At 44.3% G+C, this 25,525-nt stretch carries 24 protein-coding genes; 19 read left to right on the top strand and 5 right to left on the bottom strand.

Annotation, left to right across the window (positions count from 1 at the left end):
- Positions 1-187 precede the first annotated feature (187 nt).
- The 4 genes from ACXAGP_RS02580 (at position 188) to ACXAGP_RS02595 (ending at position 2,394) form a co-directional block, all read left to right on the top strand.
- Positions 188-553: a hypothetical protein gene (locus tag ACXAGP_RS02580; RefSeq protein ID WP_475259328.1), complete on the top strand. Its 366-nt coding sequence runs from the start codon at positions 188-190 to the stop codon at positions 551-553.
- A 122-nt stretch (positions 554-675) separates the two neighbouring features.
- Positions 676-1,020, top strand: coding sequence for a VOC family protein (locus ACXAGP_RS02585; RefSeq protein ID WP_475259330.1), 345 nt, complete (start codon positions 676-678; stop codon positions 1,018-1,020).
- Between the two features lie 534 nt (positions 1,021-1,554).
- A complete protein-coding gene (locus ACXAGP_RS02590) occupies positions 1,555-1,821 on the top strand; it encodes a hypothetical protein (protein ID WP_475259332.1) in 267 nt (88 codons plus the stop codon).
- A gap of 135 nt (positions 1,822-1,956) precedes the next feature.
- On the top strand, positions 1,957-2,394 hold the full coding sequence (locus ACXAGP_RS02595; RefSeq protein ID WP_475259334.1) for a hypothetical protein: 438 nt from the start codon (positions 1,957-1,959) through the stop codon (positions 2,392-2,394).
- Between the two features lie 181 nt (positions 2,395-2,575).
- Here the strand turns inward: ACXAGP_RS02595 and ACXAGP_RS02600 are convergent, their stop codons facing one another.
- A complete protein-coding gene (locus tag ACXAGP_RS02600) occupies positions 2,576-3,373 on the bottom strand; it encodes a MerR family transcriptional regulator (RefSeq protein ID WP_475259335.1) in 798 nt (265 codons plus the stop codon).
- Between the two features lie 184 nt (positions 3,374-3,557).
- Here ACXAGP_RS02600 and ACXAGP_RS02605 point away from each other — a divergent pair, with 184 nt between their 5' ends.
- The 5 genes from ACXAGP_RS02605 to ACXAGP_RS02625 all read left to right on the top strand — a co-directional run bounded on the left by ACXAGP_RS02605 (position 3,558) and on the right by ACXAGP_RS02625 (position 6,349).
- Positions 3,558-4,628 carry an EAL domain-containing protein gene (locus ACXAGP_RS02605; protein WP_475259336.1) on the top strand — a complete coding sequence of 357 codons (1,071 nt, stop codon included), beginning with the start codon at positions 3,558-3,560 and terminating at the stop codon, positions 4,626-4,628.
- A 95-nt stretch (positions 4,629-4,723) separates the two neighbouring features.
- Entirely contained in the window at positions 4,724-5,119 is a 396-nt protein-coding gene (locus tag ACXAGP_RS02610) for a hypothetical protein (RefSeq protein ID WP_475259337.1), read from the top strand.
- Between the two features lie 198 nt (positions 5,120-5,317).
- A complete protein-coding gene (locus ACXAGP_RS02615) occupies positions 5,318-5,533 on the top strand; it encodes a hypothetical protein (RefSeq protein WP_475259339.1) in 216 nt (71 codons plus the stop codon).
- 18 nt (positions 5,534-5,551) lie between these two features.
- The gene (locus tag ACXAGP_RS02620; RefSeq protein WP_475259341.1) at positions 5,552-5,722 is read left to right on the top strand and encodes a hypothetical protein; all 171 of its coding nucleotides are present in this window, start codon (positions 5,552-5,554) and stop codon (positions 5,720-5,722) included.
- Between the two features lie 96 nt (positions 5,723-5,818).
- On the top strand, positions 5,819-6,349 hold the full coding sequence (locus ACXAGP_RS02625) for a hypothetical protein (protein WP_475259342.1): 531 nt from the start codon (positions 5,819-5,821) through the stop codon (positions 6,347-6,349).
- Positions 6,350-6,351: 2 nt separating this feature from the next.
- Here the strand turns inward: ACXAGP_RS02625 and ACXAGP_RS02630 are convergent, their stop codons facing one another.
- Both ACXAGP_RS02630 and ACXAGP_RS02635 read right to left on the bottom strand, forming a co-directional pair.
- The gene (locus ACXAGP_RS02630) at positions 6,352-6,534 is read right to left on the bottom strand and encodes a hypothetical protein (protein WP_475259344.1); all 183 of its coding nucleotides are present in this window, start codon (positions 6,532-6,534) and stop codon (positions 6,352-6,354) included.
- 109 nt (positions 6,535-6,643) lie between these two features.
- On the bottom strand, positions 6,644-7,162 hold the full coding sequence (locus ACXAGP_RS02635) for a thioredoxin domain-containing protein (RefSeq protein WP_475259345.1): 519 nt from the start codon (positions 7,160-7,162) through the stop codon (positions 6,644-6,646).
- 159 nt (positions 7,163-7,321) lie between these two features.
- Here ACXAGP_RS02635 and ACXAGP_RS02640 point away from each other — a divergent pair, with 159 nt between their 5' ends.
- From ACXAGP_RS02640 to ACXAGP_RS02665, 6 genes are all read left to right on the top strand, one after another.
- Positions 7,322-8,689, top strand: coding sequence for a hypothetical protein (locus ACXAGP_RS02640; RefSeq protein ID WP_475259346.1), 1,368 nt, complete (start codon positions 7,322-7,324; stop codon positions 8,687-8,689).
- The gene (locus tag ACXAGP_RS02645) at positions 8,689-9,132 is read left to right on the top strand and encodes a hypothetical protein (protein WP_475259347.1); all 444 of its coding nucleotides are present in this window, start codon (positions 8,689-8,691) and stop codon (positions 9,130-9,132) included. Before ACXAGP_RS02640 ends, ACXAGP_RS02645 begins: the two co-directional genes overlap by 1 nt.
- Before the next feature lie 19 nt (positions 9,133-9,151).
- Positions 9,152-11,647 (top strand): ATP-binding protein, encoded by a 2,496-nt coding sequence (locus ACXAGP_RS02650; RefSeq protein WP_475259348.1) that lies wholly within the window; start codon positions 9,152-9,154, stop codon positions 11,645-11,647.
- Positions 11,637-12,689, top strand: a complete 1,053-nt coding sequence (locus ACXAGP_RS02655) for a response regulator (protein WP_475259349.1) — start codon at positions 11,637-11,639, stop codon at positions 12,687-12,689. The genes ACXAGP_RS02650 and ACXAGP_RS02655 overlap by 11 nt, the downstream gene beginning before the upstream one ends.
- 46 nt (positions 12,690-12,735) lie before the next feature.
- Entirely contained in the window at positions 12,736-14,172 is a 1,437-nt protein-coding gene (nhaD, locus tag ACXAGP_RS02660) for a sodium:proton antiporter NhaD (protein WP_475259350.1), read from the top strand.
- A gap of 134 nt (positions 14,173-14,306) precedes the next feature.
- A complete protein-coding gene (locus ACXAGP_RS02665) occupies positions 14,307-16,904 on the top strand; it encodes a GAF domain-containing protein (protein WP_475259351.1) in 2,598 nt (865 codons plus the stop codon).
- Between the two features lie 288 nt (positions 16,905-17,192).
- Here ACXAGP_RS02665 and lysC read toward each other — a convergent pair whose 3' ends face one another.
- Together lysC and ACXAGP_RS02675 are read right to left on the bottom strand one after the other, a co-directional pair.
- Entirely contained in the window at positions 17,193-18,569 is a 1,377-nt protein-coding gene (gene lysC, locus ACXAGP_RS02670) for a lysine-sensitive aspartokinase 3 (RefSeq protein WP_475259352.1), read from the bottom strand.
- A 234-nt stretch (positions 18,570-18,803) separates the two neighbouring features.
- Positions 18,804-19,442: a hypothetical protein gene (locus ACXAGP_RS02675; protein ID WP_475259353.1), complete on the bottom strand. Its 639-nt coding sequence runs from the start codon at positions 19,440-19,442 to the stop codon at positions 18,804-18,806.
- Between the two features lie 152 nt (positions 19,443-19,594).
- Here ACXAGP_RS02675 and ACXAGP_RS02680 point away from each other — a divergent pair, with 152 nt between their 5' ends.
- The 4 genes from ACXAGP_RS02680 (at position 19,595) to ACXAGP_RS02695 (ending at position 25,517) form a co-directional block, all read left to right on the top strand.
- The gene (locus ACXAGP_RS02680; RefSeq protein WP_475259355.1) at positions 19,595-20,785 is read left to right on the top strand and encodes a serine hydrolase domain-containing protein; all 1,191 of its coding nucleotides are present in this window, start codon (positions 19,595-19,597) and stop codon (positions 20,783-20,785) included.
- A gap of 333 nt (positions 20,786-21,118) precedes the next feature.
- Positions 21,119-22,936, top strand: a complete 1,818-nt coding sequence (locus ACXAGP_RS02685; protein WP_475259357.1) for a choice-of-anchor I family protein — start codon at positions 21,119-21,121, stop codon at positions 22,934-22,936.
- A 172-nt stretch (positions 22,937-23,108) separates the two neighbouring features.
- Complete coding sequence (locus ACXAGP_RS02690; protein ID WP_475259358.1) at positions 23,109-24,107, top strand: LacI family DNA-binding transcriptional regulator; 999 nt, start codon at positions 23,109-23,111, stop codon at positions 24,105-24,107.
- Between the two features lie 159 nt (positions 24,108-24,266).
- Entirely contained in the window at positions 24,267-25,517 is a 1,251-nt protein-coding gene (locus tag ACXAGP_RS02695; protein ID WP_475259360.1) for a sugar MFS transporter, read from the top strand.
- The last annotated feature ends 8 nt before the right edge of the window (positions 25,518-25,525 follow it).

A 25,525-nucleotide genomic window follows, 5' to 3' on the forward strand; every position in this document is an offset into this window, starting at 1 on the left:
CAGGAAAACGACCCAATCGCGCGTTTTTGTGTTGAACGTTATTAGGAGCTTGTCGCTTACAGTCATTATAATTTGTGGCTTTTAGAAATTTGATATTGATGGCACTATGAATGAAAACGAGCGCACGCTCGGCAGAAAAACGCGCAATTTGCGCACTATTAAATTGTTAGCTGACTAGGAAGTAGATTTGATAAATTGGGACAATTTAGAGTTTTATCCGAACGAAAATATTTGGATTGCGAAAAGTTCAAACGGTCAAGAAGTATACATACCAAACGCTTTAAACAAGCCTCATCAAGAGTGGCTAGACTTTGCGAAAAATGCGTTAAATGATCAATCTATAGTTTCCAGAGCTACAGATTTACTTAATTATTGGATAAAAGAAGATAAAGGTGGAACTTGGAAGCTTGACCATGTGAACTTTAGTGGAGAATTTCCAGAAATAAACCGTAATTGGGAAATGGCCTTCACGTTAGATAATGATGATTATGGTCTATGGATTGTTACTTTCTGTGAGTTTGGCCCTAGTACATTTCGAAGAGATAATAGCTAAGTCAGCTAACAAGCCAATTATGGCAAGGACGCAAAACGCTTGGCTTGCGCTCCTTCGTCGCCAATTTTAGCCAAGCATTTGTGCGCCCCATATTGGAGCGTTAGTTGCCTTTGGAAAATGATATGGACGTAATAGATGTAAAGGCCTTTATCCCAAGTAAGGATTACGAAATATCAAAGTCATTTTATTCAGAAATTGGTTTTAATTCGGAGTATGTAACAGATGACATTACGCTCTTCGAAAAAGGAGATTGTCTTTTCTTTCTTCAACGCTTTTACAACGAAGAATTAGCTAAAAATTTCATGCTCCAAATTTGCGTTTCAGATATCAACGAAGCTTTTAAGATATGTTCTAACTCAAAATACAAAACCAAAATAACCGGGGTTCAACAGGAGTCATGGGGCAAAGTGTTTTTTTTGTGGGGGCCAGTAGGTGAACTATTGCATATTACCCAGTTGGGCAACTAACAAGGCAAATCAAACACGGACAAATACTCTCTGGCTAGCCTCGTGCCTCGGCAAGTATAGCCAGCAAGCATTTGCCATTTATTTACGACGTTAGTACCCACAGGAATGGAAGCATTGAAAGTAAAACCAAGCCGAAAGCTTTACTTAAAAATGTTGCGGAGTTTACTGATACTTACTGCGCTTTTGGGTATAACAGCGTACGTTTGGTCTACCTCCGTATATGATTGCATTTCAATTCTTCATTGGGAGTTTTGTGGCTCATATGGACAAGCTGAATTAATCTATCCATTAATTGCTCTTGACGCGCTATTGGCCTTTTACATCCTATCTCCGTTCTTCACTTTTTTCAGTTTTAGGACAGTAATTAAAAATAGAAACAAAGCAGAATAGGATGAAAGGTAGTATTAGGCTAATGGGTACTAACAAGAAAATTTAAAACTGGACAAATACCCGTTGGCTGGTCTTCGTTCCTCAGGCAGTATAGCCAACAAGTATTTGCCCTTTAATTTAGACGTTATATTTAAGGAAGAATGAATGATAATTGAATTAGTTTTCTTGATAGCTGCAATTAAACTACTTGAAGCGACAAGGAATCCAACCTACGCGTCAATTTTATACACTGTATCCGTTATTTTTGCTGCTCTTGTCTCTGGAGGAGAGGTTCTTTCAGTAATCATTTGGAGCGTAATTTCTTTTTGTGTTTCTTTAGTCTATTTTGCTCTTCTACAAAAATTTGAAAAGGGTCCACAGTATTATGGTGTGCTGGCAGTTGGCGGTGCTTTCCTCCTATTGGTAATTTAAATATAACAAAAAATTTTAAACTTGGACGCTTACTCGCTGACTCCCCCTCATTCTTCGGGTAGTATAGCCAGCAAGTAATCGCCCTTTAAATTAACCGTTATGTGTTTATCAATTAATCAACAATAGGATGGTATCATGAAAAAACTTATTTTATCTTCACTCCTCGTGGTAGCTCTTTCTCCACTTTCCGTTTTTGCGGGCAGTGGCAAGGCAATTGTACCTCACTGGGGTTCAGACCATACATCAAGACCAACTAACGTATTTATTTCAAATATCACGTCAAATTACATTAATGTTACCGTTACTTTCTATGGTCAGTCAGGAACTGCACTCTCTCCAACTTCATATAGCAATTTTGTTAGTTCTAACAGTCAGTTAGCTCCAAACTCTTCTGGTCATGTTACTATCAAAAAAAGCGCCTTTGACCGTGGCTATGCTGTGATAGAATGGGAGAATATTGAAGGTGATGATGACACTGTAGCGCTTATAGCACATGGACACAGGGTGTTGCTTAGCACTTCTAGCGTAAGGGGAGAAATGGCTATTCCAATCAATAATGGAATGCCTTTTTAGCACACACCTAACAAAAAGCTCAATCGGACTACCAGTGTCATATTAGATACTGTCCTTGATTTTGTGAAAGACAGGTCGAACGCCGATTTAATCAAATCAGCCGATAAGAATTTAGCCTCAAAAAAAGTGCACACCACCATAATCTCATATGGTGGTATGCTTTCATGACTGATAGTTAAATTTATCTCTCTTTTAACTGCTTTTCAGCAAAGTAAATCATGGCTTGCCTTGCGTGCTCTGCATACCCTTCGCCATAATGTTCGCAGAGTTCGTGAACATCTTGCTCGTCCACGCTATCTGCCATGGCTTTGTAATCTTCATACCTCAGATCCTGCCATTCAGTATCCCCCTCTGCTTTTCGAACCAGATGCAGCATTTTATTGGCCAGCTCATAGTGCTCTTTAGTTAACTGCTGCACCAAATCTGATTCAATGGGTTGTCCTATTGTTTGGGCAAAGGCGATAGTGATCCTGTCGCTTTCCTCTTTAAGTTTGCGCATATCAGTCTCAGCGATACCCGCAAATGATCCCATGCTTTGCTCCATTTGTTCATCACCCATCCGCTCACGGGCCATATTATCCCAGCGTTCAGTTTTCTCCTTGGGAATATCTTCAAATAAAATATCGAAAATTTGCTTACCTTTGATGCTGTCCATTGTTACCTCCAGCGTATTAATCATTTTGCTTATGGTTTGCTGACGTTTTAACAACAAAGACTTTTGGGACGCTAATAACTGCACAACATCTTTACCTTCTGCTTTCAACAGTAATTTTATTTCTTCGATACTAAAATCTAGCTCTCTATAAATAAGAATTTGCTGTAGCCGTATCAGGTGTTTTTGAGAATAGAGCCGATAGCCATTGAATTGTTGACGTATAGGTACCAAAAGTCCTTTCTCATCATAATGATGCAAAGTTTTCACACTGACACCCGCTAGCTGACTAACTTCACTCACTGTCCAACTTTTCTCACTACTCATCTCAACTCCAGAATTTGCTGTAAAACGTTAGCATGAAGTATGTTGAACGCTCCCCCAAGGTGAGAGTCAAGCCATTAGATCCATAATCAGGATCCACTTCATCGCTGCGCATAGAGTAAACCATTTCTCTCACTGTACCGTAAGTAACCATCATCATAGTGACAAACAACTGGCGGAGATTAAAATGTGGTGTGCGGATTGTGAGGCGATAAAACGTTATTTTTTTGAAGAGACCCGCTTCTTTTTGTTTTTACCAACCCTGGAAACCAAATCCAAATTAGTAAAACTGTTTAACTCACTGGATTTTGAGAACCAGCAATTGGACAGCCATTGCATAAGTGTAGCCTGCCACGAGAGCCGAGTAGATATGTTGTTGATGGGTATTTTCGGAGAACTACAAGGTCCGGAAAAAGCCAATACTAAAATCACCTCTACAGCAGGCACAACCCAACTGGACTATGATGCCATTGGCAGATTGATCAGTGCTGATGTTTTTATTAATCGTTATAAAAGTATCTGGATAGTGGACTCTGTTGAACAAAATCGCTACGAGAGCTGGTTTCAACCAATCATTCATGCCGCAGATGCCCTAAAAGAAAATCCCAAGATTTTCGCCCATGAGGCTTTGTTCCGCATCAGAGACGCCGACGATACCATAATCCCACCAAGCTATGTGTTCTCAGTGGCGGACAAATCAGATTTATTGTTTTCTTTGGATCTTACCGCCAGACGCTCCGCCATCGAGCATGCGGCAGTCGCTAATTTGAACAGTAAAGTGTTTGTTAATTTCGATCCTTCTAGTATTTACGACCCGTCTTATTGCCTGCGGTCAACTGCAGCAGCTATAGCGAAAGCAGGTTTAAAAGCCAGTGACGTGGTATTTGAAGTAACCGAAACCCACAAAGTCAGAAATATGGCTCACCTCAAAGGTGTACTTAACTTTTATCGCAACGCGGGATTCAAAGTCGCCCTTGATGATGTAGGTGCAGGATGGTCAGGATTAAATTTGCTCAACGAGCTAATGCCGGATTTTGCCAAGATTGATATGGAACTCATTCGCGATATTGATACCCAACCCTCCAAACAAAAAATCGTCAAACACCTCATTGCTGGTGCTCGAGAAAACGGCATTAAAATCATCGCAGAAGGCATTGAAACGCTTGAGGAGGCCCGTTGTCTGATGGAGTTCGGTCCAGACTATTTACAAGGATATTTGTATGGTAGACCGGAACTAAAAGCGAGCCTAAACAAATAGCCTCACACATTCTTTTACATCTTGTAATCGTTTATTTTGCTGTGCCTCGACTACACTGACATACACCGACAGAGAGTGATTTTTGAGGTTTTTCAATGGGGATATTAAGGTTCGTTTTTCTGATATGGGTGCTCAGTACTGCCAACTGCGCCTTGGCTGAAATGAGTACCATTGATTTTGTAAAGGTGTTAAATGGTCATTCGGCAGAAGCGCAATACTATTACCGCGAGAACTGGCAAACGCTGCGCAAAAACGCTGTAAAAAGAGGATACATCCAACCCTGGCAACTGCTGCAAGTAACCTATACAGAGCAAACGCCTTATGACTATATGCTTATCACCTCTTATGCTGATGCGCAGCAATTTGAGCAACGGGAAGCCAATTTTCAATTGCTCATCGAGGAACAGGGAACAATCAAACTTCTTAACGAAATAAAGCCTTCTGAGTTCCGAAAAACCATTAACACTGCTGATGCCATAAGTCTGAGATAAATAGCCAATAGAATTTTGATGAAATGGCTTTTCTATTGGCTGGTAAAGCTTTCACAAAATAGTCATTAATTCTTCGCTTAAGTGTAAAGCGCCCCCCTCACTATGACGCCGTTTTTAAGGCTTGCTATTACCCTAAACGGTTATTGGTCTTATCAACATGTTTATTAGCCGAATAGTTGTAGAGGCTGAGGAAGTTCAATGCTAAAAATTTATACCCCTGAAAACAAACCGGGATCAGAAATGGAAATTACATTGATGAGTAAACGCAATCAGGTGCTCAGGAAGTGGATGCAAGAACTTCACAACCCAAAAAACGAAGAAGATTTTCAACAGGTTTGCCTGGAAATGAGTCGCCTGGCCCACCAACGTCGTCAATCTCTAAACACAAGAATGCGTCAAACTGGCGCTGAGTAATATCTAGAGGTGATAGACATGTCAGCAGGAGAAGCCCAAGACAAGCTGGATTGTTTGGTTGCGAAAACCAGAGCCGCATTGGACATGTGGTTAAACGAACCCGGAAATACGGCGTTGCAACAAGAATTTAAACAGGCCAATCAGGCATTGCTGGAATTTTCGCGCCTGCAAAAAGAACCAAATCGCTAAATCTCATCTGTTTTACCCGTTGCAAATCTGTGGTGATCAATACCGTCATAAACAGCGTAGTAGCTTGCATTCGTTCCTTATTTGCAACTATCGTCCATGACAAGCATAAAACTAAAAATCACTACGCTGTTGTTACTAGCTCTTATAGTTTCGGCCTGCTCTAGCACCTACCCCAATAAAAATCCTATTAACCAACGTTTTCCTGATGTAGTTGGTACATCTTTAGATGACCAAACCATGAAGATTCCCCAAGACTTACCAAAGGAAAAGGTGTTGCTGTTGCTGGGCTACGTGCAAGACAGTCAATTTGATATAGACCGCTGGTTGATCGGCCTGGATATGACGCAAACCCAAGTGCAGGCGTTTGAACTCCCCACCATTCAAGGCATGTTTCCCAGAATGTTTCAAACACAAATAGATAACGGTATGCGCCGGGGGATCCCCAAGGAATTATGGGGAGGCGTGATCACCATCTATGCCGATGGTGAACAGATACAACGGTTTACCGGCAATCAAAATCCCAACAATGCTCGTGTTATCTTGCTCGACGAAAACCGAGAAATTATCTACTTTTATGATCGTGGCTTTGCCGTTGCAGCATTAAATGAGGTACGCAATCTGCTCTAATTTCAGTGCAGGTAATGACAGTCGTTTGGTTGTTCGAAATCAGCTATCAGGTCATGGCTGATTTTTTTAGCTTCATCCACCATAACAGTCATGGCGTCCATAATATCCAGAAATTGTACCAGTTGTTTTTCTGACAGAGTTTCGGATAACGCTTCGATATTGATGATAAGTTGTCTGGTTGACATAACTGACTCCTGATTTCGTCAACAATTTGGCATACGACGCTAAAACGCGTCGGGTTATCAGGAGTCAATCAAGCTTCGTGCCAATAGAAAAAATGACACGAGAAAATTTCTAATTCAACATATTCGCTAAGTCTGCCGCCAAACTCACCTTGGGCTTTTCAATAATGCGCCCCAGTTCATTTTCGCCGGATTTCAATACAATGGTAGGCGTATATTTGAGTCGCCACTGCTTGGCCTTACCCGTAGGTTCCCGTTTATTTCTGTCCACCGCTAATAGCGTTAACGCTTCCAGCTTTACTCCGCTTTCATCAAGCAGTTTTAGCAATATTGGGATTTCACGTTCACTGTCATGGCACCAGGTACCAAACATCACCAACAACTCCTGATTTTCCATTTGTCTCATGAGCGCCAGCTCTTGTTTATCTGGACTGTATTCATCGTAATTTTGCTTAAAAACCGGATAATGCGTCAAAATATCAGACACCTGAATATAACCCACGGGATCCGGCACCTCTGATGTGCCGCCCCACCCAAAAGGAGCATATAAACACAGTAAAAGGCCTAACCATTTGAATGCTGTATTCCTTCCTTTAAACACCGTTAAAGCCTTGTTCGTTTTGCAAAACATTTACAAATCCTTAATACACATTACTTATAATTTGGTAGAAGATACTAAAATTGACTTATACAGGAAGGAACATTAGCGCCTTTTCAATGTCTTTCCTACAGTATTTATGAAATAGTAAAAAACCTTACCCGTGAATTGAAAACCAGTAAGAGCATACGTATGTCATTAAACACCAGGCAATCTAAAATTGCCCGTCGAATTCGGCGCATCAGCTGCATTGCTGTTTTATTGCTTAATAGCGGTCAATTGTCAGCCGATGAGTCCACCACAGACAAACTATCTTCCACACTGTCAGATGTGCTGGACAATAACTGGAAAGTCACTGGTTTTTTGACCTTAGGCTACACTCAAACGGATAAATACGACGACCGTTTATTTCGCCGCAACATTACCCAAGAAGGTATTCGCTTATCTGACAACGGTTTTTTGGTAGACTCTCGCCTGGGTTTGCAGCTAAGCGGAGAACTTTCCGATCATTGGGAAGTGGCATTTCAAGGAGTCTATAAGCATCAATACGCCACCGACTGGGACGATTATATCGATGTTGCTTTTGCTCGGTATCGCGCCAGCAATGAATGGCAATTTACCCTGGGCCGTCAACCTTTTGATTTATTTATACTCTCAGATCATATCAACGTGGGGTACTCCTATGATTTTGTGCGTCCCCCCACAGAACTATACGGCATCATTCCCTACGAATCATTCGATGGCATTAGCATAACTAAGCTCTGGGGAGACTTTGACAATGAATGGAGCTGGGATTTGTCAATTGGTTATATCGAAGAAGAGTTTGAGACCGATGCTTACGATGAAGTTGATCCTGATGATATTGGCCAGCCCGCATCTGATGACGTCACGCGAGCAGAACCCATTTACAATATGGCGATCAACTGGCGTAGCGGCAATTGGCACGTGCGCGCTAATTATGCCTGGTTGGAGTTTGAACAGGAACTCGATGATGCCAGAGAGATTGAAGAATTCGTTGCCGCATTCCAGCCACTGTGGCCAGACCTATTACGCATTCAAAATGATTTTACGGTAAGTAATGTCATGCGTTATGCCTCCGCGGGTGCTACCTGGCAATCCGGCAATTGGAAAATACAATCAGAGATCAGCAACATAGACGCCGATTTCGTGCATTACAACGGTATCCGGGCCTACTTTCACGTTAGCCACCGTTTTGGTAACTGGTTGCCTTACGCAACGTTTGGTTATGCCAGAGATGACTCCAACAATGATTACCAGCAAGTAGATGAACTCGGCCTACCAGATGATTTTATTTTCTTGGAGTTGTTTCAAGAATTGGAAGAAGACATCAATGAAGAAGTCACCAGCGTACGCCACAATCAACGAAGCCTGGCTTTAGGATTACGCTGGGATTTTTCCACTCGCAAAGCCTTAAAAATGCAATGCGATTATTACAAGTTTGATGCCGGCTCGGGCAGCATTCACGGTCGAGTTGATCAGAGTTACCCCAATAGCGAATCTCGCTCCTGGTGTTCCCTCAATCTGGACATGGTGTTTTGATGAGAATACTACAAGGCTTGTTATTGCTGTTAACACTTGCGCCTTCGGTTATGTTTGGTCAAAGCGAGCGCGTGCAATGGCTTATAGTTGTCAGTGTACAGTCAAACGTGGAGCAACTATCACAAAAACAGGTGATGGGATTGTTTTTAGGAAGATCCAAATTTTTGCCCGATGGTGACAGGGTCAAAGCATTGGATCATCCCTTAGAATCTGAAAATCGAGCTGAATTCTACCAGGCGCTAACAGGTAAAAATATCTCCGATATTGACGCCTATTGGGCGCGCCTGAAATATTCAGGCCGTGCCAATCCTCCCGTGCCCGTTGAGAGTAGTGAACAAATCATTCAGTTATTGAGCAGAGAGTCCGGAATTATTGCTTATCTACCTGCTACTTACAGTGCCATTCTCGAAGAACGCGGTATTACCCCTGTTCTGACCATGTAATTTGCTGGAGTCCGCTTTAATGAAACTTAAACAGCTAGACCATTTTATCTTTTACATCATGGCCGGTTGTGCTCTGCTACTGTCAGTATTATTTAGTATCCTTGTTTATTTCTGGAGCCAAAACCAGGCGCTGAAAGAGAGCTATCGACTCACCGAAAACTTGATGAATACCGTCAGTACTTCCGCCTCAGCAGCCGCTTATGCCGGCGATGAAATCGTCGGTCAGGATGCGCTTAATGGTTTGCTGAGCAATGATGTAGTGTACTCAGTAAAACTGGAAGCCTTCCAAGACGATGTTAATCCGGGTTTTGTTATATCTGGCACCAATGCCAAGGGGGGCAGCGAGCTGGAAGCCACTTCTTTGTCGCTGCTATCTCCTTTTGATGAACAAAAAATTGGTCAACTTCTGGTTTCGCCCAACGGAGAATGGGTGCAAAAGGAGGCGGCAGAAAGCGCCTGGACCATGATTTTTGGCTTGGTCATTGTGGTCTTCAGCGCCTGTTTATTGTCCGCACAGTTGATCAAATACTATATTTCACAACCCATCGTGCGTACAGTGGCTCAAATAGCCAATATCAAACCGGGTTCAGAGACGCGGTTAACACTGCCAGAGCAATTACAAAACAATGAAATAGGTGACCTGGTGACCAGCTTCAATGGCTTGCTGGACAGAGTAAACAAAGCAATACGGGTTGAACGTCATCTACGCCACGATATGCAGACAGTGCAAACTCGACTTGAACAGGCTAAGGAAGAGGCAGAACAAGCCACTCAGGCCAAAAGTAACTTTTTGGCTACCATGAGTCACGAAATAAGAACACCAATGAATTCTATCATCGGCTTTCTGGAATTAGCCATTGAAGACAACTCGCTTGGCAAAGAAACCCGCAAGCACCTGCAAATTGCATTTAACTCAGCCAATTTCCTGTTGCAGCTTATCAGCGATATTTTAGATGTCAGTAAAATTGAAAGCGGTAAACTGGAACTCGAATTACGCCCTTTTGACCTGAATGAACTGTTGCATGAAATTCGCGACTTAATGGAAATAAAAGCTCGCGAAAAACATTTAACTCTGGAGTTGAAAACGCCTGAAACCCTGGCAGCAGCTTACCTTGGTGATCCCTACCGTCTGCGCCAGGTGTTATTGAATCTGATCGGCAACGCTATCAAATTTACTCACCAAGGTACGGTCAAATTAGAGGTGAAAGAACAAGGCCATCAGGATTTTTACTTCGCCATTAGTGATACCGGCATTGGCATCGCAGAGGATAAAATAAGTCAAATACTGGAGCCCTTTACTCAAGTCGATGCCTCCATCACCCGCCAATTTGGTGGCACTGGCCTTGGCACCACCATTTCCTCAGAGTTAGTACATTTAATGGATGGGGAGTTAAAGATTGAAAGCCAGCTGAATCACGGTAGTACATTTTATTTCACCATCCATCTGCCCTCAACAAAGTTGCAATTTCACAACAGCAATACAGAAGAAGTATCAGGTCAGTTAACCCCAATGCATATTTTGTTAGTGGATGATGTACAGGAAAACATCACTCTGGCCAGGATACGCTTAGAAAAGGCAGGACACCTCATCGATATTGCCCATGATGGCAAACAGGCTGTTAGCGCCTGTCAGGAAAAGAACTACGATCTGGTCTTGATGGATATTCAGATGCCGGAAATGAATGGCTACGAAGCTACCCAGGCCATCAGACAATTAAATACTTTTTATCAAAGCAGTCCTGTCATCGCCATGACGGCAAACGCGATGGCTAAAGAAGTAGAGGCCGCCCAGGCAGCCGGGATGAATGATGTTGTTACCAAACCCATAGACTTCAGGAAGCTTTTTGCTGTGTTAGCCAAATACGGTAACGTTGCCGCGAACACATTACCTGACTCCTCTTCATCGAAGAAGAATCTGGCCCTTATCGATTTCCCCGAAGCGCTGGCGCAGTGGCAAGATGAGGTTGAACTGTATCAGGCGCTACATCAATTTGCCGATAGCAACCGTTCGGTTTCCCAGGATTTTACGGCCATGATCAGTGCCCAAAGCTATGATGCTGCGGCAGCCGTGGTACATCGAATCAGAGGTGCAGCGGCCAATATGTCACTCAACAAATTAGCCGCCAGTGGTGAACAACTGGAAGCAAAACTCAATGCCGTGCAAACTTCCGGTTTAAATCAATTTGTCAGTGAGTTTCTAAAAACCTTAAAACTGACAGTCAGCGCCATAGATGGCCTCCCAGCCAGCCCTGTGCAACTGGACCCGACGCAACCTTCGTCGGCAGTCGATCTGGAGCACAGTCGCCCAATGCTGCATGAGTTAGCAGACGCTTGTCAGCAGCACGACCCCGACAAAGCCGAGTTGGCACTGGAATCACTGCAAGCCATGATTCCAGACAGTACACTGACTAAACTACAAAAATCCTTGCTACAATTTGATTTTGAGACAATGCAAAGTATCGCACAGGAACTCTTGCTGACGTTGGAAAAGGAGCACAATTCAAATGACGGATAAGCAGCCCCAATGGCGTATTCTAATCGTTGATGATGAACCGAATAATTTGCAGCTATTGCGCCAGATTTTGAAAGGTAAGTATCAACTTTCTATGGCCACAAACGGCGCACAGGCGATTGAAATTGCGGAAAAAGTCAAACCTGATCTTATTCTGTTGGACATCATGATGCCCGAACTGGATGGCTATCAGACATGTCAGAAACTCAAATCGTCACCTGGCACCCACGAAATTCCCGTCATTTTTATTACTGCTAAAACCGATGTCGTCGATGAAAAGAAAGGCTTTGATGTAGGTGCAGTAGATTATATCACCAAGCCCGTATCCGGGCCGATAGTGCAAGCACGGGTGGAGACCCACCTGTCTTTGTATGATCAACAGCGGGCCATGCAAATCCAGGTGAATCTGCGTACCAAAGAGCTGGCAGAAAGCCAAAAGGCGGCAATACACATGTTGGGTGAAGCTGGTCATTACAATGATACCGATACCGGATTACACATCTGGAGGATGGCAGCCTATGCTGGCTTACTGGCGCAAAAAGCAGGCTGGAAAGTGAGTAAAGCTAAGCAACTGGAGTATGCCGCGCCGATGCATGATACCGGCAAAATCGGTATTCCTGACGCCATATTAAAAAAGCCCGGAAAGCTCAATAATGAAGAATGGCAGATAATGAAAACTCATGCCCAGATTGGTTACGATATCCTATCCAAGAGCCGAACACCTTTATTTCAAATGGCCGCCGAAGTGGCCTTGTGTCATCACGAAAAATGGGACGGTTCAGGTTACCCGGCGGGTTTATCTGAAACGGACATTCCCGAGAGTGCGCGAATCGTCGCAATTGCTGACGTCTTCGATGCATTAACCATGAAGCGCCCCTATAAGGAAGCCTGGCCGATTGCCAAAGCCTTTGAAGAATTAAAACTCGGCAGAGGTAAACACTTTGATCCAAACCTGGTGGAATGCTTTTTTGATCATCAGCTGGAATTCTTGCGGGTTAAAGAACAATGGGATGTTCGAGAACAAAATGGTGAGAAAGCATTCTGATTTAACCAGCGGATGCTTTGTGCAACTGCAATAGAACTGAGGTGTCATGAAATTTATCCAAGGTTGGCTTTTGCTCTGTTTACTGCTCGTTTCGATGGTTGCCTCAGTAAGTGCCTCGGTAATATTTGCAGGGGATTCAACCCACCAGGACAGCATCAATTTAACTCAGCATTGGGTGGGTTATGTGGTCCTGTCCCTGTTCTCTCTGGCATACCTGCTAGTGATGCTGGAAGACAAAATTCACCTGAAAAAGTCGAAACCGGTTCTTATGGTGGCGGGCATAATCTGGGCACTCATTGCCTGGTATTACCACAGTGAGGAAAAAGGCCACCTGATTGCCCCGGCAATCAACGAATACTTCCTGGAATACAGCCAGTTATTTTTCTTCCTGCTAGTGGCTATGACCTATATCAACTCCATGATGGAGCGAGATGTTTTCAACACCTTACGCCATTGGTTAACCAGCAAAGGATTTACTTATCGAAGTTTATTTTGGGTTACCGGCATACTTGCCTTTGTCATATCTCCCATTGCAGATAATCTGACAACGGCATTAATTTTGTGTGCCGTCATCATGACCGTTGCGTCCGACAAACCAAGCTTCATCGTACCCTGCTCCATCAACATCGTGGTGGCCGCCAATGCTGGAGGGGCATTCAGTCCCTTCGGAGATATCACCACGCTTATGGTGTGGCAAAAAGGCGTCGTGCCTTTTACCGAGTTTGGCGTCTTGTTTCTGCCATCTCTGGTGAATTATCTCGTGCCGGCGTTTATCATGCAGTTTGCCGTTCCGATTGGCAGGCCTCAAAAACAGGTGGTGCAGAAAAGCACTATCCAGCAAGGTGGCATGGAAATCGTGCTGTTATTTCTATTAACCATCATCACAGCAATAGCCTTTCACCACTTACTGGCAATTCCACCTGTTTATGGGATGCTGCTAGGCCTCGCTTACCTCAAGCTGTATGGTTTCTGGTTACGCACTCACAGTACCGACTGGACCCACAAAACAGAAAACCCGCCAGGCACTTCCGACGATCCATTGGATTTTGATGTCTTCGCCCAGATTGCCCATGCTGAATGGGATACCCTGTTCTTCTTTTATGGCGTAATCATGTCGGTGGGTGGTTTAACCTTCATTGGCTACATGGAGCTGCTTTCTGTTTTTATGTACCAGGATTTGGGAACTACACAGGCCAATGTTCTTGTGGGTGTGTTATCCGCATTTGTAGACAATATCCCGGTGATGTTTTCGGTGCTCGCCATGGAACCTCAAATGTCCCAGGCACAATGGTTGTTGGTTACCTTAAGTGCAGGTGTAGGCGGAAGTATGCTGTCCATTGGCTCTGCTGCAGGCGTGGCCTTAATGGGCCAAACTCGTGGTATCTATACCTTTGTATCCCATCTCAAATGGACACCAGTCATAGCCTTGGGGTTTGTGAGTAGTATTGCACTACACATGTGGCTACACGACTTACACCTTTAACTAGTTAGTAAATCCCGGATAGTTAATCTGGCCTTCAATTTCTGCATTGTATCTGCATTAATTAGAAGGTGACTTTCTTTGAACTTTCAGTGAAACCTACCTATATTTTTACAAACTATTGTTAAGTGCTTTGTATGTCCGAAATTCCAGTTATCGATGAAGAGCTTGAACGCATAAAAATTGTGCGTAATTTGGCTATACTGGATACACCAGCAGAGCCTGAATTCGATGAGGTAGTTCGCTTTGCAGGTGAATTGTGTGAAACGCGTTATGTAGTTTTAACCTTAGCTGACTCGGAAAGACTCTGGTTTAAATCGAAGTTAGGGCTGGATATCTGTGAAATTCAACGTGAAATATCCATGTGTAACCACACGCTGGTGAATAACCGCATATTGGAAATTGAAGACGCCAGAGAACACCCTGTATTCTGTGATAATCCCTTAGTTAAAAGCGACTTAAGCATTCGCTTTTATATGGGCATTCCCCTGCGCCTGAAATCTGATATCGCTATCGGCACCCTTTGTGTCTTGGATGATAAACCCAAAGTATTGTCCGATGTACAAAAAAAAGGATTAGAGTTGATGGCCAAGCAAATAGTACATTTGCTTGAAAGTCGCAGTAATAGAAAGTTAGCTCAGCAGGAAGCGAAGAAAAACCGCGAAACAGAAAAAATAATTAACGCCATTGCCTGTGTTAATCGCGATTATCTCAATGGCACTCCTACTCGGGCTTTGGTGTCTGATTTTCTAAAAGCTTTTCTCACTATTACGGATAGTCAATTTGGTTTTATCGCGGAAGTTCTAACGGATAAGAATAAGCAGCAATACCTCAAACACATTGCCCTTGCGAACATATCCAAGGATAGTGATACAGAACATTACTTTAGCCGCAATCTCGATGCGGGACTTGAATTTCACAATCTAAATACGCTATTTGGCGCTGTTATTCGAACGGGTAAGCCACTGATAACCAATGATGCTCAACATCATCCGCAATCTGGTGGGACTCCACCGGGTCATCCAACCTTAAAACAATTTGCTGGTTTCCCATTATTTAGAGAGGGCCAAATGGTGGGCATGGTGGGTTTGGCCAACCGTGAATCCGGCTACGACGAAAACATATTACAGTTTGTAGAGCCTCTGCTGGACAATTGCAGCTTGATTGTCAAAGCCTATCGTTCTGAACTGGAAAAAGAGGTCTTTTTGAACGACCTGGAATCAGAAAAACAGGCTTTCAAAAAGCTTTCTGATAAATTTTCCTCTCTCTATCACTCCCTAGATGATGGTATCGTCGAATGTTCCGTGCCCGATGGAAAAATTCTGGATTGCAATCCAGCGTTTTGCAAGATGATCGGTTACGACAAACAAACCCTATGCAATTTGAACATATTCGACATCACCGACAGCGCCTCTCTGCAACAGAGTGAAATAATACTCGCTGAAAGTATTTCAGAAAAAGGCGAAAGCGAAGCATTTGAGAAGCACTATATACATCGCCTTGGTCACCCTGTTCCGGCCCTGGTAAAAGTATTTAAGGTGAATACCAACCCAGCGGAAACACCACGGGCATGGGGACTCATCAAGGATCTGAGTGTCCAGAAAAAGCGCGAAATGCAAAGAGCTCAAAGAAAAAAAATGGAATCCTTAGGTACCCTTTCCGGTGGTATTGCTCATGATTTCAATAACATTCTGGCGATTATCTCTGGTAACGCTGAATTACTCAAAATGACTCAGGCCAACAAAGAGTTATTGCATCACACCTGTAAAATTCTGGACGCTTCTCAGCGAGGTGCAGAATTGGTCAAGCGCATATTAGCTTTCAGTCGCAAAAACCCACAACCTCATCATGCGATAGATCTCAAAAAAGCCATTGAACAGGCCCTGGAATTAATACAACCCACAATCAGCAGCAATATCAATCTGCAAGTGAATCTCGAGGATTCGGGGATGATTTCCACTGACGAAAGCAGTGTCACTCAACTACTTATGAATCTGATATCCAACGCTTGTCAGGCGATTGAACCCAACACCGGCACTATCGATATTAAGTTGTGTGAATTATCACCCAATCAATCTGAGCCTTTGCAATTAACATTAACGGTATCTGATACCGGTAGAGGCATGAGCCAGTTACAAACATCTCAAGCTTTCGATCCTTTTTACACCACTAAAGAGAAAGGTCGAGGCACAGGCTTGGGTCTTGCGATAGTGCATGGCCTGGTGGAAGACATGAAAGCTCATATACAGATTGACAGTCAAGAAGGCATTGGCAGCACTGTCACTATAGACATTCCCGTTAGTCATCCGGGTATTGAGCATCAGGCACATCGAACCGAATGTGTTGATTTTGAAAAACACAGAGTCTTGGTGGTGGAGGATGAAACAGAAATTGCGCAACTTTATGTTGAAGCACTGCAGTCAGATGGCCATGAAGTTCATATCGCCGCGGATGGCGAGCAAGCCTGGCGAGTGTTTGAGCAGCACCAAGGCCAATTTGATATTGTGATCAGTGACGATCAAATGCCAATAATGCGCGGAATTGACCTGGCAAAGAAGATAAAGCTCAAGTGCCCCAATATTCCCGTGGTATTGCTCAGTGGATTCATTTCACAATACGTTGAAGAGGCACGCACCAAAGGAGATATTAATTTAATTCTCACCAAGCCCATTGCACTGGATGAACTGCGTAACACGGTTAAGCAGTTCAATGTAGTAAAAACCCGCTGCTGCTAGTGTTTATGAAATCACAAGTATACCCAAACCACCTCAAGATGCCTGCTTCAGAGCTATCACAGCGCTTTCAGTACAAGGCGCACTTGAGAAGGAATGTCGGCTACCTTTCAAACAAGTGCAACACAGTAATGGAAGCGCTGTGAAGCTCCCGAAGGGCGGGGCCTAAAAGCATTTATGCTGCGTTAAATTGTATCGACGTGAGAACAACCATGCCTTCTCCAATTTACCTTGCCTAAATCCTTTTATTCTCCCGCTGAAGTTGCGTATCTTGAGGTAGTTTGGGTATATTTAGCTTTGTGGCCGATTCAAATTTTCCGCTAACAAATGCTGGTGCAATTCTCTTATCACGCCAGTACTGTCTTGCTGGTCCACCAGGAAGGAAATATTGTGAGGGTTCGCTCCATAGCTGATCATACGAATGCGCACGGTTTCCAGCACTTCAAAAATTTTTCCGGCGCCACCGTGTTTGGCGTGTAAGTTATTGCCCACGATGGTGATGAGGTCGAGATTTGGCGTCACCTCTACGATGCAAATTTTTTCCAATTCCGCCAACGCCCGCGAGGAAGCATGCGCCAGATTGGTGGCATGCCAGGCGTTAAATGTCAAAGAGATGAAGGTCTCTGAGGTAGTAATTAAGTCAATACTCAGACCAAACTGATCCAGTATGTTAAATACCTTGCCGATAAACTGACTGGAACGCTCCATCTTGGGTGTATGTAGCGTCACAAGCTGTTGCTCTTTGCGACGTGTAATCGCACGAAACGTTGGCTCGAATTGGCAATCCTTAACTATGGTTGTACCGCCCTGCTCTGGCGCTCTGGTACTACCCACAAATACCGGAATATTGTTCCTCAAGGTAGGGGCAAGCGTTGCCGGATGCAATACTTTGGCACCAAAATTGGCCATTTCAGCGGCCTCATCGTAACTTAACTCGGGAATTGGATAGGCTTTATCATCAATTCTTGGGTCTGTGCTAAACACTCCAGCAACATCTGTCCAAATCTCACAGCGACTGGCCGACAATGCCTCAGATAAAAGTGCTGCGGTATAGTCTGAACCACCGCGACCTAGTGTTGTGGTATCTCCCCAAGCGGTTTTTCCAATAAACCCCTGGGTTATGACAATGTGGTTGCTCAATAGTGGTTTCAGTTCTTTTTCTGATTTTTCTGCCAGTTGTTCGAGGTCCGGTGTGGCTGAACCGAAGTTATCATCGGTTAGCATGATCTCACGTACATCAAACTCCTGCGCATCAGCTCCAGCTTGCTCAAAACACGCGGTTAGTAATACTGAAGCCAGTCGTTCCCCAAATGACAAAAGTTCATCTTGCAGCATGGGGCTTTCATTGATGCCATCGGCATACACGACTTTTTGCATCCCGGTAAATAAGGCATCCAGTTTATTTCTGACACTACTTTTATCTGTGAGTTGTTCATGAATATTGAAGACCTGTTGCTTGATGCGATCCAGAATGACTTCTTTATCTTCTTCCGGCATGGGGGTTTTACCCAATTCGACCAGGTGATTGGTTATCCCGGCAGGCGCGCTGGTTACCACTAGTTTGCACTGGGGATTTGCCGTAACGATCTTTACGCAATTTTGCATGGCCTCGAAATTTGCCACACTAGTGCCACCAAACTTGGCAATAACTAAAGATGAACTTTCCATCAAACAACCTTTCAACAATGACTGCTACTATCATAGCGATTCAATGGGAAAGTGTAGAGTTTTTTATTGCAAACTTATCTGATATAGAACAATACGCTCTACTACCTTTGTCTAATTTAATTTAGCGAAGTGTGTGCCGATAATAAATATGAAGCAAAAAATTGATGCTTCACCAAAAATACCTTTTCGACGTTAAAGGCGGCGCCTCAGGTGTCCGCCTGTTTTTCAAAGTGCCTATTTTGAAAAGCGGTTTTGGTATTCTTCAGACGCCAATCCGTAATTCCCCAATTTGAGTGCGCCTTTCTCGACACTGAGATAGCGGTTATCCTGTAATTGCTGACTGGTGCTCATTAGATAAGCTTCTATTTGAGTGTCTGCTATGTCCTCATTTTTTAACTGTTGCGCATAATCTCTGGCACTAACCTGCTCACCTAATTCGGAGAGCATCACCACTTTTTCCATTCGCTCACTCAGTCTGGTATCGCGATTTAAATAGTTGAGAAAATTTGTCAGTGACTTATCGCCTGACTGGTCCGAAGCAAATTGCCATTTTTCCTCTGTATATTGCAGTGGCGGTATATTGGCGAGATTCAAATCATCAGTGATGGACTTTAATTCGTTTTTCACCTGCTTAAAGTAAAAGTCCAACATATCATTGACTTTGTCTCCGGTGACACTGCTCTCACCGCTAATAATCTGATCCACCATGTCATCGATGGATTGCACATTGACCAGACTATTTTGAATGGCATCGACATCTTTGCTACTGGTATTAGCGGTTAACGACTGCATGTCGCTAATAAATTGAGAATTAGAACGCTGGTCATCTATATACTGAAACAATGACGTTGCGTTGGCAGCGGTAGTGTGCATATCTGGTGTCAAAAATCTGGTAAATTGCGCTAATGAGTTTTGAATAGCAATTCCCGAACCAAAATTGCAGCTTTGAACCTGGCAAATTGCAATAAAAAATATAAGGTTGTAACTCTGGCCACAAATTAAAAATAACAAAAGGATTAAAGACCATGTCTAAATGGATTGTAGGATTGCTCACTGCTGCAATTGCAGCAATTGCATTCGTTTATGTAAATCTTGACGCAGATATGCGACGGCTTCTTAAAGCACTACCCACTGATACCAATATTTTGTTCTGGTCTATCGAACAACGCGATGCCGGATTTCGCACCATAGATAGAGTACCGCTAATGGTAAAATCCAATCCAATAAAAGCGGGGAATAATGTCCGTGAATTAGCCACTGGTTCCCCACTTAAGTTGGAAATAGATGCAGAGAAGTACATGCAAAACCAACGCTCTGCTGGCATCGTTGTCATTCACAATGGTTTGGTGAGATTAGAGCGCTATGGCCTTTACTTTAGTAGTACAGGCCGCTGGACAAGCTTTTCTGTGGCGAAATCCTTTACATCGACGTTAGTGGGTATCGCCATTAAAGAGGGTTATATCCACAGCATTGACGACAAGGTGTCGGATTACATCAGCGATCTCAAAGGCTCTGTTTACGATGATGTGTCCATTGCACAGTTACTTACCATGACGTCAGGGGTAAAATGGAATGAGGACTATGAGGATCCCAACAGTGATGTGGCCCAGTTTAACCTGCATGTTCCGGCCGAAGGCATGGACTCCACAGTCAGTTACATGCGTACCCTTGAGCGCGAAGCACCTGCAGGCAGTAAATGGCGTTATAAAACCGGGGAAACCAATCTGATTGGGGTATTGGTGAGCGCTGCCACTGGCAAAACACTGTCACAATATCTGTCAGAGAAAATCTGGGCCCCCTTTGGCATGCAACAAGATGCCAGCTGGCTTTTAGGTAAGACAGGCCATGAAATCAGCGGCTGTTGTGTTCAGGCCGCCATTCGAGACTTCGCCAGAATGGGGCTGTTCTTTTTAGAAGAGGGAAAAATAGCAGGCTCTTCCATCCTGCCGCCAGACTGGATCGCCGTTGCCACCAGTAAACAAGCGGATATTGGCAGGCCCGGCAAAGGCTACGGCTATCAGTGGTGGACCTATGACGATGGCAGCTATGCCGCCAGAGGGATATTTGGCCAGGGTATTTTTATCGATCCAAACAGAAACCTGGTAATTGCCTCAAACGCCAATTGGCCCAGAGCCAGCATGAAAACAACCTTAGGGGCAGAAAGAGAAGCCTTTTATCGCGCCGTGCAACAGGCGATTGACGCTGAAAATAACTAAATCACTCGACAGCAGGGCATTTGCATTACGCGAGCTTCCTGACTGAACAAGTTATTATCTCTGCACCCGCCCTTCCCAAACAGGGGATAAATCAGGTATCCCCTGCGTTTTTACATACCAATACATATCAGATAGCCTGACTAATTCCGTCTTTTTTATAAATGTAGATATTTCCACATCGCAAGCGCTGCCTTGCCTGAACATCTAAAACCTGACCGTACGGTTATAAGACACTGATAAGTTTCATAATTTTGTAGCCAACCTGTCACAAAGCGTCTTTTTAATAGCGTCCTTTTAACCCTCGAACTCGCGACTTAAAAAATAGGATCTAACATGAAACGTACTCTTTTATCACTGGCGGTTTTAGCCGTACTTGCAGGTTGCTCTGGCGACGATGGCGAACAAGGCGCAACCGGACCACAGGGTCCCCAGGGTGACACCGGCTCAGCAGGCACACCTGGTCAAGATGCTTCTTTAGGTGTGAGCATGGGTGTAGTAGGACGTGCTCTACTCAACCCCGAAGACCCGGAAGGCGCAGCGGAAATTGTACAATATCATGTAACAACACAAACGGTTTTCGCCATTAACAGTGCCGCAGATGTCCCAACCGTTGAGATGATTGACATCTCAGGATTAACGGCTGATGAGTTATCCAATCCCCTTTCCGATACTAACCTGACTTCAAGCGCGTTATTACTGGAAACCGAAGCCAATGGCATCACCCTGGGCAGTCCTAATAGCATTGCCGTTGCAGGTGACTGGATGGCCGTTGCTGTGGCGGCTGATGCCCATGCCGATAACGGCGTAGTTTTGTTTTACAATGGTTTGGATGCCGGTACTCCCGCTTATGTAAAAGCGGTAACTGTGGGTAATTTGCCTGATATGGTGACCTTCACCCCTGATGGAAGCAAAGTGCTTGTAGCCAATGAAGGTGAGCCTGCTGACGATTATTCAGTGGATCCTGAAGGTTCCATTGCGGTTATCGACATTACTGATGGTGCTCCAGCTGATACTGCAACTATCATCGACTTTACAGCCTACAATGGTATGCAGGCAGATCTTGAAGCACAAGGCATGCACTTCCCTAACCCATCAGGTCGCACTATCAATGGCAACCTGATTAACATCAGCGTAGCTCAAGACCTGGAGCCAGAATATATCACTGCTACCAACGAAGTCGCTTTTGTTGCTCTGCAGGAAAACAACGGTTTAGCCATCGTAGATTTAACGGATAACAGCGTTGAAGTTGTTGGGCTTGGCTTCAAAGACTGGAGCGGACTGATGATTGACGGCATGGAAGACGGCGGTGTGAGTTTCGGTACTTATGAAAACCTTTATGGTATGTACCAACCAGATACCATCGCTTCCTACAGCTGGAATGGCGCAAGTTTCATTGTTACGGCTAACGAAGGTGATGCCCGCGAGTATTTCTTCGACACTCTGGACGCTGATGGCAATCAAGATGAAGCGCTTTGTGAAGCGGCAGGCGGTCAGGATTTTGATGAGGATGATGGCTGTTTGTCATACACGGACGAGACTCAGGCACGTCGTCTTGATTATGCCGCAGGCTCAGCGCTTGAAACAGCAGCGGGTGACGACCCTGAAGATTTTGATTTCAGCGCCTTCCCCATTGGTCGCCTGAATGTCACTTCTGAATTAGGTGATAGCGACAACGACGGCGTATACGAAAACATCTATGCGTACGGCGCGCGCTCTTTCACTATCTGGGATACAAACGGCCTGGTAGTTTTCGATTCGGGAGACGATTTTGAGCGCATTACTGCATCTGTACACGGTGATGAATTCAATAACAACGATGATGAAAACGAAGGGGATTCCCGCTCCGCCAATAAAGGGCCAGAGCCTGAAGCCTTAACCATAGGTATGGTGGGTGATCGCACCTATGCCTTCATTGGCCTTGAGCGCATGGGTGGTATCTTCGTTTACGACATCACTAATCCTTATAACACGCAATTTGTAGATTACGTGATCAACCGTGATACTACTGAAGGCGCTGATTTGGCAGGCGACTTGGCCCCTGAGGGTATGGTCTTTATTGCCGCTGAAAACAGCCCAACGGGCAACGCTTTAGTTGTTGTTGGTAATGAAATCAGCGGAACAGTTACCCTGTGGCAAGTGACTGAAAACTAAGGGCATTGTTTATTCAAGCTTATTCAGGGCGCTTCGGCGCCCTTTTTTTGGGTGGCTAAAGTGACCAGACAATGAACAGTTAAATGAGGTTAACGCTTTAAGGTTTGACAATCTTGGCGAAGCTGAGAATATAAAGAAAATATCTATCTCGTTGAGTTTTAAAAACTAATTCATGGCAACCATCAAGCAGGTTTCGGAACTGGCCGGTGTTTCTCTGGCGACAGTGTCACGAGTCATTAACAACACCGATCAGGTTAAACCCGGAACCAAAGCCAAAGTCGAAGACGCCATGAGAGCGCTGGGCTATCGTCCTAATTTTATCGCTCAGTCGCTAGCCTCCAATAAAAGTAATACTGTTGGCTACGTAGTGCCGGAACTACATGGCTCCTTTTTTGGTGACCTGCTATCGGGAACCGAACGACTATTAAAACAAGACAACAAACATTTGTTTATTGCTGCCGGTCACAGTAACGAAGTAGATGAAGTAAAAGCCATTGAGTCTTTGTTAAGTCGTCGCTGTGATGCCCTTATCCTGCACCTCGAAGCCGTATCCAATGATTACCTTGTGCAACTGGCTAACGATAACGTTGATTTTGTGGTGGTTAACCGGTTTATCGCCGAAATTGCCGAACGCTGTGTCACTCTGGATAACGTCAAAGGGGGTTACATCGCCACGCAGGCGCTGATAGATAACGGTCACAAAAGCATTGCTTACATCACGGGCTCATTATGGAAAGCTGATGCCGAGGATCGCTTTACCGGTCATAAAGCGGCATTGCAAGAGGCCGGAATAGCCTTGCGCCCAGAGCTGGTGTTCGAAGGTGACTTTCAGGTTGACTCTGGCTACAAAGGGATGATGCAAATACTAAACTCAGGCGAGGCAATAACAGCAGTTTCTTGTGGCAACGATGAGATGGCCTATGGTGCCGCAGAAGCCATTCGAGAAAATGGGTTGCGCATCCCTGACGACATTTCACTTGTGGGCTTCGACGACATCGAATTTTCCCGCTTTTTACAACCTAAACTCAGCACAGTGAAATACCCCATGAGAGATATTGGGGAAACCGCAGCCAAGATGATACTGCAAAAAATATATAACAAGGATTTTAGTGTTAATAACCACATTTTTGACCCCGTTATGATTTCCCGTAACAGTATAAAAACTCTCTAAAAAAGCCTCCCCTCCCCACAGAAATAGCGCAAGACCGCAGTGATTTCGATGAAAGGGATCACTGAAGCGGTAAAACCTCCCTGAGCGACTCGACACCTCTGGCCTGAAACATTAGGGTTATTAATAGCAATTAATAACAATAACTTTGGGCAAACTTGTATGGCTGGAAATTTTAGTGGCGGAGCCGCGACCCATCAAAGTAATGGGGCACACATCAATAATCAATTTGCTTTGATTTCTCTTACCTCACTATTTTTCATTTGGGGACTTATCACCTCCCTTAACGATATTCTTATCCCGCACTTAAAAGGGGTTTTCGAATTGAGTTATACCCAGGCTATGCTGGTGCAGTTTTGCTTTTTCAGTGCCTACTTTCTGATTTCCATACCCGCGGGTAAGTTGATTCAAAAATCTGGCTATCAGAAAGGCATTGTTATTGGCCTTGTTACTGCAGCATTAGGATGCTTGATATTCATCCCGTCAGCAAAGCTACCGGCGTACTGGATGTTTCTGGGCGCACTGTTCATACTCGCATCGGGTATCACTATTTTACAAGTGGCGGCTAATCCGCTGGTAACACTGATGGGCAAGCCTGAAACTGCCTCTGCCAGACTCAACATGACTCAGGCATTTAACTCACTCGGCGCAACGGCTGGGCCTATTGTTGGCGGCATTTTAATTTTTGGCGGTAGCCATGGTGCCGAGGCTTCCGTAGACAAGGTCATCCTTCCCTACTTTACATTGGCATTAATACTGGTTGTTTTGGGCCTTTATTTTAAACGCATTCACATTCCGGATACCCATACTACAGAGGCGTCAGAAGACGTGGTTGAAACCACAGAGTCAGCCTGGAAATACAAACACCTGGTGCTGGGTGCCATCGGCATATTCACCTATGTTGGCGCAGAAGTCTCCATTGGTAGCTTCCTGGTAAACTATATTTCAGATGAAAACATCGGAGCCATGTCCCAGGGTGAAGCCGCCAATTATGTCGCTTACTTTTGGGGAGGCGCACTCATCGGGCGATTTATTGGCGCATTGATAATGAACTATATAAAAGCTAACAAAATATTGGCTTTTAATAGTGTCATGGCCATTTTACTGCTAGTCACCACCATCACCACGTCGGGCAAAATAGCCATGTGGAGTGTTATCCTGGTTGGCCTGTTTAACTCCATTATGTTTCCTACCATCTTCAGTCTGGCCATTAAAAACCTGGGTAAAGCCACAAGCCAGGGTTCGGGGATTTTGTGTCTGGCCATCGTAGGCGGCGCGATAATTCCGCTTTTGCAGGGCGTTTTAGCCGACTCTATTGGCGTGCAACTGTCTTTCATTTTACCTCTGGTGTGCTATGTCTATATATCATTCTATGGCGTTGCAGGCTTTAAGCCGCAAAAAATGGCGCAATAAAGGAGACA

The sequence above is a fragment of the Planctobacterium sp. AWM4_229 genome, assembly GCF_056160305.1.